Below are 16224 nucleotides of genomic sequence, written 5' to 3' on the forward strand. Positions count from 1 at the left end.
GCATGTCAGGATCGTGAATTTTCCCAGCTCCCCTTTCAGGTCGAGCCGGTCTCGTGAACCGGCTTTACGAACGGGGTTGTTCGGATCAACGTACCAGCAATCAAGTCACGACAATAACGGCATTAACGTGAGGGCGATCACCTTGATCAATGGCCAGAAATCACCGCTATACCGACCGAGTCGATCAGGAAGGGAAGTCGATTTCAAGTCAAACCCCACTCCCCCGAAGTAGATGTGGCTTGAATGCATCGGGTCGGTCGTTATATTCGGACCGCTTTGTCGGCGCCTGATTCCGGCGAAGCGTCTCCAAGAGGACGAACCGTCAGGAGGATTCGGATCCCATGTCTTCAGCCATGCCGCCGCCCCTGGACCCCGAGCAACTCGTCGCCCTCGACCGGGCCCACGTATGGCATCCCTACGCCCCCATGCCGGGGCGCACCGACCCGGTGGTGGTCGAGTCCGCCTCGGGCGTCCGGCTGCGCCTCGCGCGGCCCGCCGAGGGCGCCGACGAGCTCATCGACGGCATGTCCTCGTGGTGGGCGGCCGTCCACGGCTACGGGCACCCGGTGCTGGACGAGGCGGTGCGCGACCAGCTCGGCAGGATGAGCCACGTGATGTTCGGCGGCATCACCCACGAGCCCGCCGTACGGCTGGCCGCGAAGCTCGTCGAGATCACCCCCGACCCGCTCCGGCACGTATTCCTGTCCGACTCCGGATCGGTCTCCGTCGAGGTCGCGGTCAAGATGTGCCTGCAGTACTGGCGCTCCCTCGGCCGCCCGGCGAAGCGCCGCCTGCTGACCTGGCGGGGCGGCTACCACGGAGACACCTTCCAGACGATGGCCGTGTGCGACCCGGACGGCGGGATGCACAGCGCCTGGGCGGGCCTGCTGCCGGACCAGGTGTTCGCGGACCGCCCGCCGGCCGGCTTCGACGCCGGTGTGGACCAGGAGTACGCCGCCCACCTGGCCGATCTCCTGGAACGGCACGCGCACGAGCTGGCCGCCGTGATCGTGGAGCCGGTGGTGCAGGGCACGGGCGGGATGCGCTTCCACTCCCCCGGCTACCTGCGGCTGCTGCGCGAGCTCGCCGACGCACACGACGTGCTGCTGATCTTCGACGAGGTGGCGACCGGATTCGGCCGCACCGGCGCGCTGTTCGCCGCCGACCACGCCGGCGTCACCCCCGACGTCATGTGCCTGGGCAAATCCCTGACCGGCGGGTACCTGTCCATGGCCGCCACGCTCTGCACCCCCCGGATCGCCGACGGCATCTCGCGCGGCGAGCTTCCCGTCCTCGCGCACGGACCGACCTTCATGGGCAACCCGCTGGCCGCCGCCGTGGCCAACGCCTCCATCGAGCTGCTGATCCGGGGCGACTGGCGCACACAGGTCAAGCGGATCGAGGCGGAGCTGCGGACGAATCTGGAGCCGGCCCGGGCGCTGCCCGGCGTGGTCGACGTCCGGGTGCTCGGCGCCATCGGCGTGGTCCAGCTCGACCACGACGTGGACGTGGCCGCGGCCTCCCGGGCCGCGATGCGCGCGGGCGTGTGGCTGCGCCCCTACCGCGACATGGTCTACTCCATGCCCCCGTTCATCACGGGTGACGAGGATCTGGCCCGGATCGCGGGCGGTGTCCTGGCGGCCGTGGAGGCGGGCTGACACGACCTCAGTACTGAATACAGCATTCCGTTCTGATGCCCCGCCAACTGACTCGAGTAACAACTCATCGCGTTACCACAGGTCGCAAGTGGGTTGAGTCACACGGGGGTGCGTATTCGGCCCGGCATGGCTAGCATCGAACGCTGGAACGGCCTTCTCGGACCGGCGCACCGACCACACGACCAGTCCGTGCTCCCGGGAAGATCCGAGCTGTGACAGACATTACGGGGGCCAGAAGATGTCAGTTTCATCCGCATAGCCATGCTCATCCGCCTGAGCATGCCGACGTGCGCTCAATTCAGCGCCATCGATTCACATCACCGATGAATCACCACCGATAGAAGAGTCGGTCAGCCGGATCACTGTGCCCAAAAGGCCGTTCCGGCCATCAAGGAGCTCGACCACATCGTGATAGACCTGCGGATCCTTCTCGTAGACAACTATGACTCCTACACGTGGAACCTCTTCCAGCTGATCTGGAAGGTTGCAGGCGTGCCTCCCGTCGTCGTTCGGAACGACGAGGCGACGGCGGACGAACTGCTGAGACAGGACTTCACCCACGTAGTGATCTCCCCCGGCCCGGGCACCGCGGCCAGGGACGAGGACTTCGGGCTCTGCCGGGCCCTGCTGGAACAGGCGACCGTGCCCGTCCTCGGCGTCTGCCTCGGCCACCAGGGCCTGGCGCTGGCCTTCGGCGGCGACGTCCGGCACGCGCCGGAGATCGTGCACGGGCAGACCAGCGCGATCACCCATACCGGAACCGGTGTCTTCGCCGGCATCCCGCAGGGCTTCCGGGCCGTGCGCTACCACTCCCTCGCCGTCACCGAACCGCTGCCGGCCGACCTCGTCGCGACGGCCTGGTCCGAGGGCGGTCTGCTGATGGGGCTTCAGCACCGCGAACGACCGCTGCACGGAGTGCAGTTCCACCCCGAGTCGGTGGACAGCGAGTACGGCGAGGAGATCATCGCCAACTTCCTCGGCATCGCGCCCGCGCTCCGCCGGAGCGAACTCGACGTCGAGCTCGACACCGAAGGCCTGTTCCTGCGCGCCTTCGCCGAGAGCCCGTACAGCTTCTGGCTCGACAGCTCGCGCACGGCCTACGGGATGGGCCGCTACAGCTACCTCGGCGCCTGCGCCGGGGACGGACTGGAGGTGCTCCGCGCCTACGCGGGCGCCGGCATCGTCGAACGCGAGACCCACGAGGCCATGGAACGCCTCTCCGGCACGGTCTTCGAGCACCTGCGGGCGGGGCTCGCGACCACCCCCGTGGCGGCCGGCGCCTCGCCCGTGCCGTTCGCGGGAGGCTACCTCGGCTACCTCGGCTACGGCGTCAAGGGGAGCGTCGGCATCGGCCGTCCGGGCAGCGGCGAGCGGCCGGACGCGGAGCTGCTGCGCGTCGACCGCTTCGTGGCCTACGACCACGAGGCCGACCGGCGCTACCTGATCACGGTGGGCCTCTCCGCCGAGGAGCACGACGCCTGGTGCGAGGAGGTACGCGCGCTCGCGCGGCGCCCCCTGGTGCCGCGCCCCCGGCGGGAGACCGCACCGGCCGTGCTGGAGCCCGGCGTCGACCGGGAGACGTACCTGAAGCACTTCGACACCGTGCAGCAGTGGCTGCGGGACGGCGACTCGTACGAGGCCTGCTACACGTACCAGATCAGCGGTACCAGCGAGGCCGACCCCCTGGAGACCTACCTGCGGCTGCGGGCGACCAATCCGGCCCCCTACGCCGCGTACGTGCGCCTCGGCGAGCGCTCGCTCCTGAGCTCCTCGCCGGAGCGGTTCATCACGGTGGCGGGCAACGGCGAGGTCGAGGCGAAGCCGATCAAGGGCACCGCTCCGCGGCACGCCGACCCGGTGGCCGACGAGGCCGCCCGCGCGGCCCTGGAGACCGACCGCAAGATCCGCAGCGAGAACCTGATGATCGCGGACCTGCTCCGCAACGACCTCGGCCAGGTCTGCGACACGGGCACGGTGCACGTGCCCAGGCTGATGGCGGCCGAGTCGTACGCCACCGTGCACCAGCTCGTCACCACGGTGCGCGGACGGCTGCGCGCCGACCGCGGGGCGGTCGACTGCGTGGAGGCGCTCTTCCCCGGCGGTTCGATGACCGGGGCGCCCAAGAAGCGCACGGTGGAGCTGCTGGACGAACTGGAGCCGGAGGAGCGCGGGGTGTACTCCGGCAGCCTCGGGTTCTTCGGCTTCGACGGGGCGGCGGACCAGTCCATCGTCATCCGCACCATCGTCTGGGAGGGCAACCGCGTGCGCATCGGCGTGGGCGGGGCGCTCATCGTGCTCTCCGACGGCGAGGAGGAGTTCCAGGAGACGCGGCTCAAGGCCCGCGCGCTGCTGCGGGTCCTGGGCGTCGAGGAGCTGGACGAGGCCACATCGGGAACGGCTGCAACGGGAACGGCTGCGAGGTACCAGGGATGAGCACGCTCGAATTCGAGACCGGTCCGGCGAAGCCGGAGGAGGCACCGGCCGTCGCGGAGGCGGTCACGGCCCTCCTGCGGGAACTGCGCCAGGACGACAACCACACCATCCCCGGGCTGGACGGGGCCGTGGACGCGGCCATCGCCGGCCGGGACGGCACCGGAGTGCTGGTCGCGCGGGACGCACAGGGCCGCGTGGTCGGCGTGCTGGGGTACACGACCCAGACCGCCCTGCGGCTCGCCGCCCCGTACCGGCACGTCCAGGAGCTGTGGGTGGAGCCGGCGCTGCGCTCCCGGGGCGTCGCGGCCCTGCTGCTGGAGGCCCTCGACGGGCTGTGCGCCGCCGACGGGGTCCGACGGGTCGAAGTCTGCCTGCCCGCTGAGGAGTTCCCCGCGTTCCCGCGGACCCGGGCGTTCTACGAGCGTTCCGGTTTCCGCGTCATCGGCCCGCGCGTGATCAAGGATCTGTCATGACGCTGCATGTGGTGATACCCGAGGAGTCCCAGGCGCTGCCGTTCACGGTGGAGCCGTCCGGTGCCCAGGTGGCCAGCAAGGAGATCCCCGAGCGGATCCACGAGATCCTGGCCGGTCTGCTCGACGGCGGCGCGGTCGCGGCCCCGCTCGGTGCGGACGGCCTCGCCCGCGCCGAGCGGCTGGTCGGCGCCGTCCACGACAAGGAACTGCTGGACCACCTGCGCCACGGGGTGCCGGAGGGCGCGGAGTCGGTGCTCGACAGCGCGTTCGCGGGCCCCGGCCTGGAGCAGGAGACCCCGGTCACCCGCGGGGTGTGGCCCGCGGCGCTGGGGGCGGCGGCCGCGGCAGTCCGGGCGGCCGAGTTGACGGCACGCCACGGGGAGAACAGCTACGCCCTGGTGCGGCCCCCGGGCCACCACGCGGGTCCCGGCTGGTACGGCGGCTACTGCTTCGTCAACAACGCCGTCGTCGCCGCGCGGACCCTCCAGGAGGAGGGCGTGTCCCGGGTCGGCATCCTCGACGTCGACTACCACCTGGGCAACGGCACCCTCGCCCTCGTGCAGGGCGATCCCACGGTTCCGTTCGCCTCGGTGCACTCCAGCGACCCGAAGGACTTCCCGTACGTCTTCGAGCCGGGGCCGGGTCTCTTCGGTGTCCGGTCCGACCCGACCCGGGAGGGCTTCCTGGCGCTCGTCGCGGACGCCCTGGCCCACCTGCGCCGCGAGAACGCCGCGGCGCTGGTCGTCTCGGTCGGCTACGACGTGCTCGCGGGCGACCCGCACGGCTCCTGGACCCTGGCACCGGAGGTGTTCGGGCCCGTCGCCGCGCTCATCGCCGAGCAGCGGCTGCCCACCGTCTTCGTCCAGGAGGGCGGATACGGACTCCCGTCCCTGCGCGGCGCCGCACGCGCCCTGGCATTGGAGGCCTCATGACGAACGCGACCCCCGAAAGCCTGCTCCAGCCGTTCCGGGAGCGGCTGGAAGCACTGGACCAGCAGCTGGCCGAGCTGGTCGCGGCACGCCTGGCCATCTGCTGCGAGGTGGCCGAGGTCAAGCGGGCCAAAGGCATTCCGATGATGCAGCCGCACCGGGTCACCGCGGTCCGCGAGGCTTACGCGGCCCGCGGCGAACGGCTGGACCTGTCACCCGACTTCATGCGCTCACTGGCGACCCTGCTCATCGACGAGGCGTGCCGCCTGGAGGACGAGATCATCGACGCTCCCGCGGCTGCCACCGCGGAGGCACTGCGATGACCCTCACCTTCACCACCCTCGGTCCCGAGGGAAGCTGCCACGAGAACGCCGTGCAGCACTACTTCGGGTTCCAGGGCATCGAGGACGACGCGAAGATCGACCTCACCATCGACCTGCACGAGGGGCTCGAACGGGTGCGCCGCGGCGAGTCCGACTACCTCGTGCAGTGCAGCGCGCACCCCGAGGTGCACCTGCTCACCGAGCGGTACTTCAGCGAGGTCCACGTGGCGGACACCTTCGTGTATCCCACCAAGGAACTGGTGCTGCTCAGCCGCGCCGACGTGGAGCGGCCGAGGTCGCTGGGCCTGGTCCCGGCGACCGCCGGCTACGTGGACGTGTCGCAGTGGGAGGAGGTCGTTCCCGTGGCGTCCAAGCCCGTGGTGGGCGCCGGGCTGCTGGCCGGGGCCTACGAGTCCGGCCTGACGCACCTGGAGTACCTGGAGAAGTCGAACGGCGCGCTGCGCCTGGACCGCTACATCGGCGCGGTGACCACCACCTGGGTCGTCTACGGACGCCGTCCGAGGTTCTCGGGCGAAGTGATCGGCACCAAGTGCCGCGAGTACCTGTTGGGAGAGGGCGCATGAGCGGGACCGAATCCCCGGCGCGGAAGATCCGCGTCTGTGACACCACGCTCCGCGACGGTGAGCAGACCTGCGGAGTGGCCTTCCAGGTCGAGGAGAAGGTGAAGATCGCCCGCCTCCTGGACGAGATGGGCGTCGACGTCATCGACGCCGGGTTCCCGGCCTCCTCCCAGGCCGACCAGGACGCCGTGCGCGGCATGGCCGAGCTGGGCCTGAACGCCCGTGTGGTGGCGTTCTGCCGGCCGAACCGCAGCGAGATCGATCTCGCCAGGGCGTGCGGCGCCGACTCCATCTACACCTTCGTGCCGACCTCCGACGTGCACATGCGGGTCAAGTTCGGCGGTACGGACAGCGCGGTGCGCGACCGGCTGAAGCGGGAGATGGCCGACGGCATCGCCTACGCCAAGGGCCTCGGCATGTACGTCGGCTGCGGCTCCGAGGACGCCACCCGGACCTCGTACGACTACCTGGAGGAGGTCCTCGTACTCGCCCAGGAGAGCGGCGCCGACCTGGTCGGCGTCGCGGACACGGTCGGCTCCACGACCCCCGACGCCTTCCGCTCGCTCATCCAGCGGCTGCGCTCGCAGATCCACGTGACGCTCTCGCTGCACTGCCACAACGACTTCGGTCTGGCCACGGCCAACACGGTGGCGGGCATCCTGGGCGGCGCCGACGAGGTGCAGTGCACCGTCAACGGCCTCGGCGAGCGGGCGGGCAATGCCTCCCTGGAGGAGGTGACGGTGGCCCTCACCCAGCTGTACGGCTTCGAGACCGATGTCGACCTGTCCCGGCTCAAGCCCATGTCGGAGCTGATCGCCGGCCTGTCGGGCATCGAGGTCAGCCCGATGAAGCCGATCGTCGGCGGGAACGCCTTCTCGCACGAGTCGGGCCTGCACGTGTCCTCGGTGATGAAGGACTCCACCGCCTACGAGCCGCTGCGGCCCGAACTGGTGGGCCACACACGGCGGATCGTCATGGGCAAGCACTCCGGCAAGGGGATCATCTCCCACGTCCTGGACGCGCACGGGCTCGCGTACGACGACGAGGTCCTCGGCGCGGTGCTCCGCGAGGTCAAGGAGGTCTCGGTGCTGTCGAAGTCCAGCGTCACCGAGGCGCAGGTCGTGGAGATCCACCGCAAGCGAACGGCCCTGGTGGTATGAGCACGGAGCAGGCACAGGCACAGGCACAGGACACCTCCGCCTGGTTCGAGGACCAGGCGTTCTGGAACGACTTCTACCCGCACCTCTTCTCCCCGGAGCGTGCCGCGCAGGCGGTGCGCATCGTGGAGCGGTCCCCGCTGTTCCGCTTCCCGGCCGGGTCACGTGTGCTCGACCTGTGCTGCGGGCCCGGCCTGTTCACCGTGCCGCTGGCCCGCGCGGGCCACACGGTCACCGGGGTGGACCTCAGCGCCCCGATGCTCTCGCGCGCCCGGACTCACTGCCGGGAGGCGGGCGTCGAGGCCCGGTTCGTGGAGGCGGAGATGCTCGGCTTCGCCGAACCGGGCGCGTTCGACGCCGTCGTCAACATGTTCACCTCGTTCGGGTACTACGACCGGCACGAGGACAACCTCCAGGTGCTGCGCAACACGCACACCAGCCTCGCGCCGGGCGGGACCCTGCTGATCGACGTCGTCGGCAAGGAGATCCTCGCGCGGCTCGACGAGCGCGTGTCCCTCTCCGAGCGGGACGGGAAGCTCCTTGTGCAGCGCGACACCGTGCTCGACGACTGGACCCGGCTGCGCAGCGACTGGTACTCGATCGAGGGTTCGCACGCGGCGACCGGTTCGATGACCCTGTTCCTCTACAGCGCCGGCGAGCTGCGGGACATGCTGGGCGCCGCCGGTTTCACCGACGTGCGCTTCCACGGGGACTACGACGGCGCGCCGTACGACCACCGGGCCGAGCGCCTGATCGCGGTCGCCACGAAGGGCGTGGACGTCCGTGGGAACTGAGGTCGCCGTCGTACGGTCGACAGCGGAAGTCGACCGCGAGGAGTGGGACGCGCTCGTCCCCCGGGCGCAGGTGTACCTCTCCCACGACTGGCTGCGCGCGGTCGAGGAGTGCTTCGGCTTCGAGCTGGTCCTGTTCCTGCTGCGGGACGGGGAGCGCGCGGTGGCCGCGGTGCAGGGCCTGCTGGTCCGGGACCCGGACGCGTTCCCGTACCACGATCCGACGGGCGCGCTCTTCGGCGACTACGAGATCGACCACCTCACCCGGGCCCTGGCCCGCGACCGGTCCCCGCAGGAGTCCGCCGAGGCGGCGGCCCTGCTCGCCGCCGTCGTGCGCACGGAGGCCGGCCACACGCGTGCGGCCGGCTATCCGGCTCTGGTGATGACCAGTCCCTACGGGTATGCGAGTGGTGTCCTCACCCTGCCGGGCATCGACCGGCGGGCGGCGATCGGCGAACTCCTCGCCGGGGTGCAGGAGTTCTGCCGGGACGAGGCGATCCCCTCGCAGTCCTTCCTGTGGGAGTCCGGCGCCGACGGGGACCTGCACCGCGCCCTCGCCGACCACGGCTACCTGGAGTTCCTCTCCGACCTGGAGTACGACCTCGACACGGGGCCCTGCACCTCGCTGGAGGAGTACCTGGGCACCCTGGAGCGCAAGCGCCGCAATGTCGCGCGGGCCGAGATCCGCAAGTTCGCCGAGGGCGGGATGCGGGTCGAGCGGATCACGGACCCGGACCCGGCGGTGATCGCCCGCTGCGCCGAACTCTCCGAGGGACAGCAGAAGAAGTACGGGCTGCCGGTCGACCGGGCTTCGATGGAACGGCTGTTCACCGCGCTCCTCGGCGCCCCGCGACTGTCTCCCGCGCTGTACGTGGTGCACCGCGAGGAGACGGCGGGGGCCGACTTCGGGGGCTTCCTGCTGTGCCTGGAGGCGGACGGCGTCCTGCACCCCAAGTTCCTCGGCTTCGACGACGCCGCCGTCGGGGCCACGTACTCCTACTTCAACCTCGTCTTCTACCACCTCGTCGAACTGGCCGTCGGCGGTGGCTCCCACCGCATCGCGTACGGCATGGGTTCGGCGGACGCGAAGCGGCTGCGCGGCTGCCGTCCCACGGCGGTGCGCGGCTGGATCCGGTTCTCCTCACCGGCGGCGCAGCGGCGGATCGAGCCGTACGTCGCCGTCTTCGACTGCCTCAAGAAACAGCTTCTCGGTAACCAGGATGGACGCGTTCTGCGATGACACTCGTACGACAGCTCTTCGAGCACAAACTCGGCCGTCCCGTCAGCACCGGCGAGGTCGTGGACCTGCCGTTCGACCTGTGCTGGGGCAGCGAGATGACCGTCAAGTGGGCCCTGGACATCCTGCGGGACTCCGGCTTCGACGACGAGTACATCGCCGCGGGCCTCGCCGCGCAGCGTGAGCGGACGGCCTTCGTCTTCGACCACGTCGTGCCCACCCACACCGCTTCGATGGCCTCGATCCTCGTCGAGCTGCGCCGGTTCGCCCGGGAGCACGGCATCAAGGTCTTCGACGTCGGCTACGACGGCGGCATCCAGCACAAGATCCTCATCGAGCAGGGGCTGATCCGCCCCGGCGACGTGGCGGTCGGTGCCGACTCGCACAGCTGCACCGCGGGCGCCATCGGCTCCCTCGCCACCGGCATCGGCTCCACCGACCTGGCCGTGGCGCTGGTCCGGGGCAGCGTCTGGATGCGGGTGCCCGAGGCGACGCTGGTCCGCTTCCGCGGGAGCCTGCGCCCGCACGTGCAGGGCAAGGACGTGGCGCTGTACCTGTGCGGCCTGATCGGGGTGCACGGCGCGGTCTACCGCAGTCTGGAGTTCGGCGGCCCCGGCCTCGCCTCCCTGGCGATCACCGACCGGCTGTCGCTGAGCAACATGGCGGTGGAGATGGGCGCCAAGTACGGCCTGTTCCCCACGGACGGGGTGCTCGCCGACTACCTCGGCGACGAGGTCGCCTACCCCGCCTTCGCCATCGACGAGGACGACGCCGAGTACGTGGACGTGATCGACGTCGACCTGGGCCTGATCGAGCCCACCGTCGCGCTGCCGTTCTCCCCCGACAACGCCGTCGGCACGCACCAGTTGCAGCATCTGCTGCGCCACTGGGACGAGTACGAGGGCCGCAAGGACCTGATGACCGGGGTGGCGCCGCTGGCCCGGCGTGCCGACGCGAACGGAGAGATCCCGGTCGACCAGGTCTTCATCGGCTCCTGCACCAACGGGCACCTGGAGGACCTGCGGGTCGTCGCGGACGTCCTGCGGGGCAAGCGCGTCAAGGAGGGGGTGCGGACCATCGTCATCCCGGCCTCCCAGAAGGCCTACCGGGCGGCGATGAAGGAGGGTCTCATCGACGTCCTCCTGGAGGCCGGGTGCTACGTGGAGTCCTCCAGCTGCGGGCCCTGCATCGGCATCAAGTCCGGTGTCCTCGGCAAGGGCGAGGTCGCGATCTTCACCTCCAACCGCAACTTCCGGGGCCGCTGCGGCGACGTGGACGCCAGTGTCGTCCTGGCCAGCCCCGCCATCGCGGCGCGGGCCGCACTGACCGGGATGCTCGCCCCCATCGGGGACCGCAGCGACTACTACGCCGACGAGGATGCGGTGCGCACCGGCATCGAGGAGCTGTTCGCGCTGCACGCGGCGCGCGAGGGCCGGGCGCCGGGGACCGGCGCGCAGGACGACGCACCCGTGGCGGCCCCGGACGCCGTGGCGGCGGCCGGCACCGGAAGCCTGGCCTGGGTCTTCGGCGACCACATCAACACCGATGTGATCCTGCCGGGCGTCTTCTGCCAGATCCCGGACCCGGCCGAGTACAAGAAGCACATCATGGCCCACGCGGGCAACCAGCCGTTCCTGGACCACTACGTGGGCACCGGGCACGATCTGAGCGGCTCGGTGATCGTGGGCGGGATGAACTTCGGCTGCGGTTCCTCCCGGGAGAACGCCCCGATGGGCATCAAGGCCTCGGGCGCGCCGTTCGTCGTCGCGCACAGCTTCGCGCGGATCTTCTTCCGCAACGCCCTCAACATCGGCCTGCGGCTGGTCGAGGTCGGCGACTTCGCCTACGAGATCCGGGAGGGCGACCGGCTGGTCGTCGACGACGAGCGCGGCGAACTGGTCAACGTGACCCGGGGCACCTCCGCGCCCATCACCCCGCCCTCCGCGTTCGAGCGCGAGCTGCTGACCGCGGGCGGTCTCGTGGCGTACGCCGGCGAGCAGGTCCGGGCGGAGGCGTCGGCCGGATGAGTACCCTCGCGGTCATCCCGGGCGACGGCATCGGTCCCGAGGTCATGGCCGAGGTGCTGAAGGTGCACGCGGTGGTCGAGGACGCCTTCGGCACGGGGCTGAAGACCGAGGTGCTGCCCTACAGCGCCGACTGGTTCCTGGAGCACGGGGACGTCGAGATCGACATCCCTGCGATCGGCCGTACCTACGGCGCGGTACTGCTCGGCGCCCTCGGCGACCCCCGCATCCCGGACAACCGGCACGCGATCCGGATCATCGGCGGGCTGCGCCAGCAGCTCGAACTGAGCGTCAACCTGCGCCCGGTCCGGCTGCGCACCCTGGCCCACTGCCCCCTCAAGCACGTGCGCGACGTGGGGGACGTGGACCTGGTCGTGGTGCGGGAGAACACGGAGGACGTGTACGTGGGGGTCGGCGGCACGGTCCGCGGCGGCCGCCCCGGCCATGTCGCCATGGAGGTCGGCGTCCACACCCGGTGGGCCGTGGACCGGGCCCTCGAGGCCGCCTTCGAGCTCGCCCGCTCCCGCCCGCGCCACCGGCTCACCCTGGTGGACAAGAGCAATGCGATGCCGAGCGCCGGCCCGCTGTGGCAGAGCCGGTTCCGTGCCCTGGCCGCGTCCTACCCGGACGTGGCGTGCGACCACCTGTACGTCGACGCCGCCGCCATGGAGCTGATCCGCAACCCGGCCCGGTTCGACGTGGTGGTGGCGAGCAATCTCTTCGGGGACATCCTCAGCGACGAGGCCTCCATGCTCGCGGGCGGGCTCGGGGTCGCGCCCTCGGCGAGCTACGACCCCGAGGACACCTCGTTCTTCGGCGTGTTCGAGGCGGTGCACGGCAGTGCGCCGGACATCGCCGGCACCGGCCGGGCCAACCCGCTCGCCTCGGTGATGAGTTACTCCCTGATGCTGGACCGGATGGGGTTGCGCGCGGCGCACCGCGCCGTGGAACGCGCCGTCGACGAGGTACTGCGCGGGGACCTGCTGACACCCGATCTGGGCGGCACCGCACGCACCGACGAGGTGGGCGACCTGATATGCCGGGCGATCGCCCGGCGCGACAAGGACCGATGATGAACGAACCAGCGAAGCTCATGTGGTGGCAGGGCACCATGGTCCCCGCCGGCGACACCGCGCTGACCCTCGCCAACCACAGCCTCCACTACGGACTCTGTGTCTTCGAGGGCATCTCCGCCTTCCCCTCCGGGGACGAGGGCCACCACATCTTCCGGCTCCAGGAGCACATGACCCGGTTCGCCGAGTCCTGCCGCCTGGTGGGGACCTCCCTCGCACAGTCCCCCGCCGAGCTCGCCGCCGCCTGCCACGAGACGCTGACCGCCAACGGGCTGCGCCGGGCCTACCTGCGTCCCCTGGCCTTCCTCGGCGACGGGGTGCTCGGCCTGGCCGCGCCCGGAGCGCAGGCCCAGGTGGCCGTCCTGGCCTTCGACGTCTCGGGCTTCGACGCGGCGATCCGCGCGCAGCAGCCGCGGCTGGCCCTGTCCGAGGTCGCCCGGCTGAGCCCGCACGCCTACCCGACCAAGGCGAAGGCGTCGGCCGGCTACCTCAACTCCCGGATCGCCTGGCTGGACGCCCAGGAACGCGGCTGCGACGACGCGCTGATGCTGGACGACACCGGCGCCGTCGCCGAGTGCACCGTGCAGAACGTCTTCGGGGTGCGCGGCCGCACCCTGCTGGTGCCCGACTCGCCCGCCGCACTGGACGGGATCACCCTGGACTCGGTCATCGAGCTGGCCGGCGACCTCGGGTACGTGGTGGACCGCGGGCCGCTGGCCCCGGCGGACCTCCTGGCCTGCGACGCGCTGTGCGTGGCGAGCACCGCCGGTGGTGTGCGCCCCGTACGCAGCGTGGACGCGACGGTGTTCGACACGGACAACCCCGTGGTGGCCGAGATCGTACGGGCCTACCGGCAGGCGGAGCTGGGGCTGCTGCCCGGCTACGCGAAGTGGGTGTCGGCCGGATGAGCGAGGCGCTCGTCGTCGATCTGTACGCCACCCTCCCCGGGGAGGTGCGCGGGCGGATCGACGCGCTCGGCCGGGAGCACTGGCGCCGGGCGCACGCCGGAGTGCCGCGTCTCGCGGACTCCTGGTGCCCGACCCGGCCCCTGATGCTGGGCGCCGAGGCCTACGAGCTGGTCGGCGCGGTCGCCGACCGTGCGGCGGCCCTGGCGCTCGACGCGTGCCTGCGCCGGGTGACGACGGCCGGTGAACTGCTGGCCGCCCTCTCCATGCCGCGGGAGCAGTTCCCGCTGCTGGATCCGGCGGAGCCGCTGGGTCCCCAGCTGCTGACGTCCCTGCGCGCCGACGTGATGGTCGAGCGCGGCGTGCCCAAGGTCGTCGAGCTCAACATCGACGGGGCGATCGGCGGGGCCATCGAGGCCGACCTGATCGCCGGGCAGTTCCACGAGCTCTACGCCGGCCCGGCGCCCGCCGGGGAGAGTCCGTCGGGGAGCCCGCTGCGCACTCCGCCCTCCGCGGTCGACGCGTTCTTCACCGAGCTGGTCTCCTTCCTCGGTCTGGCCGACGGCAGCACGCTCGTGGTGCCCGTCTTCCGCGAGGACGGCCTCGATTACCTGGCCGACCTGGACGACTTCATCTCCTTCCTCGCCCCCATGGGCGTACGGGGCAAGGCGCACGGCATCACCGTCGTCGGGTATCCGCTCGACCGGCTGACCCTCGACGACCGGCAGCGGCTGCGCGCCGGCGAGCAGGTCGCGCACGGGGTGTTCCGGCTCTTCCTGCCCGTCGAGCAGGCGGGCCCGGGGCTCGACGCCCTGGGCGGCGCCCTGCGGGCGGGCACCACCCGGATGTACACCCCTGAGGCGACCAGCCCCGTCAGCGACAAGCGGGTGCTGGCCTGGCTCTGGGAGGACCTGGAACTGCTGGCCCCGGCCGACCGGGACTTCGTACGCCGCCACGTGCCGCACACCGTGATCGCCGGGGCCGGGGCACTGGGCGAGGACCGGACGTCCCTGGTGATCAAGCCCGGGGACGGCTACGGCGGCGCCGGGGTGACCATGGGCCGCTCGGCGACCGAGGAGGAGTGGCGGGAACTGGTGCTGCGGGCCGCCGATCAGGGCGACCACGTCCTCCAGCGGGTGGTGGACGGCGACCTCGTCACCCTGGAATTCGCGCACGAGACCACCGGCGAGATCCGCAGCGCCGCCGTGCCCTGCGTGCTGGGGCCGATGATGTACGGCCGTGCGCTGTCGGGCGTCTATGTCCGGCACGCCACGCCCAAGCCCGGGGAACTCATCAACACGCACCAGGGCGCTGCCTCCAACAGCGTGCTGATCGTGGAGAGTCCGACGGTCCGGCAGTGAGCGTCGACGGCACCCGCGCCCCCACGCTGCGCGACCCGCTGCGGCAGCGGAACTTCCGCTGCCTGGCGGGCGGGCGCATGGCCACGTACTTCGCCAATGCCATGGCGCCCATCGTGCTCTCCTTCGCGGTGCTCGACCTGACCGGCTCGTTGATCGACCTGGGGATCGTGGTCGGGGCGCGGTCGGTGGCCAATGTGGCACTGCTGCTGTTCGGCGGCGTGATCGCCGACCGGTTGCCGCGCCGGCTGGTGCTCCAGGGGTCGAGCGTGGCCGCCGGGCTGGCCCAGGCGGTGATCGCGGCGAGCGTGCTGCTGGGCTTCGCGTCCATCCCGGTGCTGGTCGTCATCAGCGTCATCAACGGCATGGTGTCGGCGGTCTCGCTGCCCGCGGCCGCCGCCCTCGTACCGCAGACCGTACCGTCCGGCATGATCCGGCCCGCGAACGCGCTCGTCCGGATGGCCGTCAACGCGGGCATGGTCCTCGGCGCCTCGACCGGCGGGATCGTCGTCGGCTTCGCGGGGCCGGGCTGGGGCATCGCCGTCAACGCGGCCGTCTTCCTGCTCGCGGGGCTCAGCTTCGCCGGGCTGCGGGTGGCGAAGACGCCGTCGGCGGCGGGCGGACCGGCCCGGCCGCTGGCGGAACTGCGCGAGGGCTGGTCGGAGTTCACCTCACGGTCCTGGGTGTGGGTGGTGGTGCTCCAGTTCCTGGTCATCAACGCGGTGGTCGCCGGTGGGCTGCAGGTCCTCGGGCCCACCATCGCCGACCAGTCCTTCGGCCGGACCACCTGGGGACTGCTGCTCGCCGCGCAGACGGCCGGCGCGTTCGCGGGCGGCATCATCGCGGCCCGCACCCAGCCCCGGCACGCCCTGCGGATCGGGGCGGCCGTCGGCGCGTTCGAGGCGGTGCCGCTGCTGGCCCTCGCGACCACCTCGCACACGGCCCTGCTGCTGGCGGCGATGTTCATCAACGGTGTGGCGCTCGAACAACTCGCCGTCGCCTGGGACGTGTCCCTGCAGGAGAACATTCCTCCCGAGCGACTCGCCCGCGTGTACTCCTACGACGCGCTCGGCTCGTTCGTGGCCATCCCGATCGGCGAGGTGGCGGCCGGCCCGATCGCGCTCCACGTGGGCATCGACACCACGCTCGTGGCGGGCGCCGTCCTGGTCGTCACGGCCACCGGCCTCGCGCTGTGCAGCGCCGGCGTGCGCGGCCTGACCGTCAGACCCTCCGCACCTCGGCTGCCGGCCGGGGACGCGGCCACATGACCACCATCGCACCG

Annotated in this window: 14 protein-coding genes; all 14 read left to right on the plus strand. The window is 71.2% G+C overall.

From position 1 onward, the window contains the following. Nucleotides 1-353 precede the first annotated feature (353 nt). The 14 genes from IE257_RS33045 to IE257_RS33110 all read left to right on the plus strand — a co-directional run bounded on the left by IE257_RS33045 (nt 354) and on the right by IE257_RS33110 (nt 16210). Nucleotides 354-1658, plus strand: coding sequence for an adenosylmethionine--8-amino-7-oxononanoate transaminase (locus IE257_RS33045; RefSeq protein WP_189973635.1), 1305 nt, complete (start codon nt 354-356; stop codon nt 1656-1658). A gap of 408 nt (nt 1659-2066) precedes the next feature. Further along, nucleotides 2067-4091: an aminodeoxychorismate synthase component I gene (gene pabB, locus IE257_RS33050; RefSeq protein ID WP_229920801.1), complete on the plus strand. Its 2025-nt coding sequence runs from the start codon at nt 2067-2069 to the stop codon at nt 4089-4091. Beyond that, nucleotides 4088-4564 carry a GNAT family N-acetyltransferase gene (locus IE257_RS33055; protein WP_189973525.1) on the plus strand — a complete coding sequence of 159 codons (477 nt, stop codon included), beginning with the start codon at nt 4088-4090 and terminating at the stop codon, nt 4562-4564. Before pabB ends, IE257_RS33055 begins: the two co-directional genes overlap by 4 nt. Continuing rightward, nucleotides 4561-5496 carry an arginase family protein gene (locus tag IE257_RS33060; RefSeq protein ID WP_189973526.1) on the plus strand — a complete coding sequence of 312 codons (936 nt, stop codon included), beginning with the start codon at nt 4561-4563 and terminating at the stop codon, nt 5494-5496. The genes IE257_RS33055 and IE257_RS33060 overlap by 4 nt, the downstream gene beginning before the upstream one ends. Then, nucleotides 5493-5816 (plus strand): chorismate mutase, encoded by a 324-nt coding sequence (locus IE257_RS33065; RefSeq protein WP_189973527.1) that lies wholly within the window; start codon nt 5493-5495, stop codon nt 5814-5816. The genes IE257_RS33060 and IE257_RS33065 overlap by 4 nt, the downstream gene beginning before the upstream one ends. Next, on the plus strand, nt 5813-6400 hold the full coding sequence (locus tag IE257_RS33070) for a hypothetical protein (protein ID WP_189973528.1): 588 nt from the start codon (nt 5813-5815) through the stop codon (nt 6398-6400). Before IE257_RS33065 ends, IE257_RS33070 begins: the two co-directional genes overlap by 4 nt. Further along, nucleotides 6397-7557 carry a LeuA family protein gene (locus IE257_RS33075; protein WP_189973529.1) on the plus strand — a complete coding sequence of 387 codons (1161 nt, stop codon included), beginning with the start codon at nt 6397-6399 and terminating at the stop codon, nt 7555-7557. The genes IE257_RS33070 and IE257_RS33075 overlap by 4 nt, the downstream gene beginning before the upstream one ends. Next, nucleotides 7554-8348: a class I SAM-dependent methyltransferase gene (locus IE257_RS33080; protein ID WP_189973530.1), complete on the plus strand. Its 795-nt coding sequence runs from the start codon at nt 7554-7556 to the stop codon at nt 8346-8348. Before IE257_RS33075 ends, IE257_RS33080 begins: the two co-directional genes overlap by 4 nt. After that, entirely contained in the window at nt 8338-9585 is a 1248-nt protein-coding gene (locus IE257_RS33085) for a GNAT family N-acetyltransferase (protein ID WP_189973531.1), read from the plus strand. The genes IE257_RS33080 and IE257_RS33085 overlap by 11 nt, the downstream gene beginning before the upstream one ends. Then, nucleotides 9582-11609, plus strand: coding sequence for a LeuD/DmdB family oxidoreductase small subunit (locus IE257_RS33090; RefSeq protein ID WP_189973532.1), 2028 nt, complete (start codon nt 9582-9584; stop codon nt 11607-11609). The genes IE257_RS33085 and IE257_RS33090 overlap by 4 nt, the downstream gene beginning before the upstream one ends. After that, complete coding sequence (locus tag IE257_RS33095; protein WP_189973533.1) at nt 11606-12679, plus strand: isocitrate/isopropylmalate dehydrogenase family protein; 1074 nt, start codon at nt 11606-11608, stop codon at nt 12677-12679. Before IE257_RS33090 ends, IE257_RS33095 begins: the two co-directional genes overlap by 4 nt. Continuing rightward, the gene (locus IE257_RS33100) at nt 12679-13587 is read left to right on the plus strand and encodes an aminotransferase class IV (RefSeq protein WP_209468442.1); all 909 of its coding nucleotides are present in this window, start codon (nt 12679-12681) and stop codon (nt 13585-13587) included. Before IE257_RS33095 ends, IE257_RS33100 begins: the two co-directional genes overlap by 1 nt. Next, the gene (locus tag IE257_RS33105; protein ID WP_189973535.1) at nt 13584-14945 is read left to right on the plus strand and encodes a hypothetical protein; all 1362 of its coding nucleotides are present in this window, start codon (nt 13584-13586) and stop codon (nt 14943-14945) included. The genes IE257_RS33100 and IE257_RS33105 overlap by 4 nt, the downstream gene beginning before the upstream one ends. Beyond that, complete coding sequence (locus IE257_RS33110; protein WP_229920802.1) at nt 14942-16210, plus strand: MFS transporter; 1269 nt, start codon at nt 14942-14944, stop codon at nt 16208-16210. Before IE257_RS33105 ends, IE257_RS33110 begins: the two co-directional genes overlap by 4 nt. Nucleotides 16211-16224 lie beyond the last annotated feature (14 nt).

Source organism: Streptomyces avidinii, from assembly GCF_014650695.1.
Lineage (GTDB): Bacteria > Actinomycetota > Actinomycetes > Streptomycetales > Streptomycetaceae > Streptomyces > Streptomyces avidinii.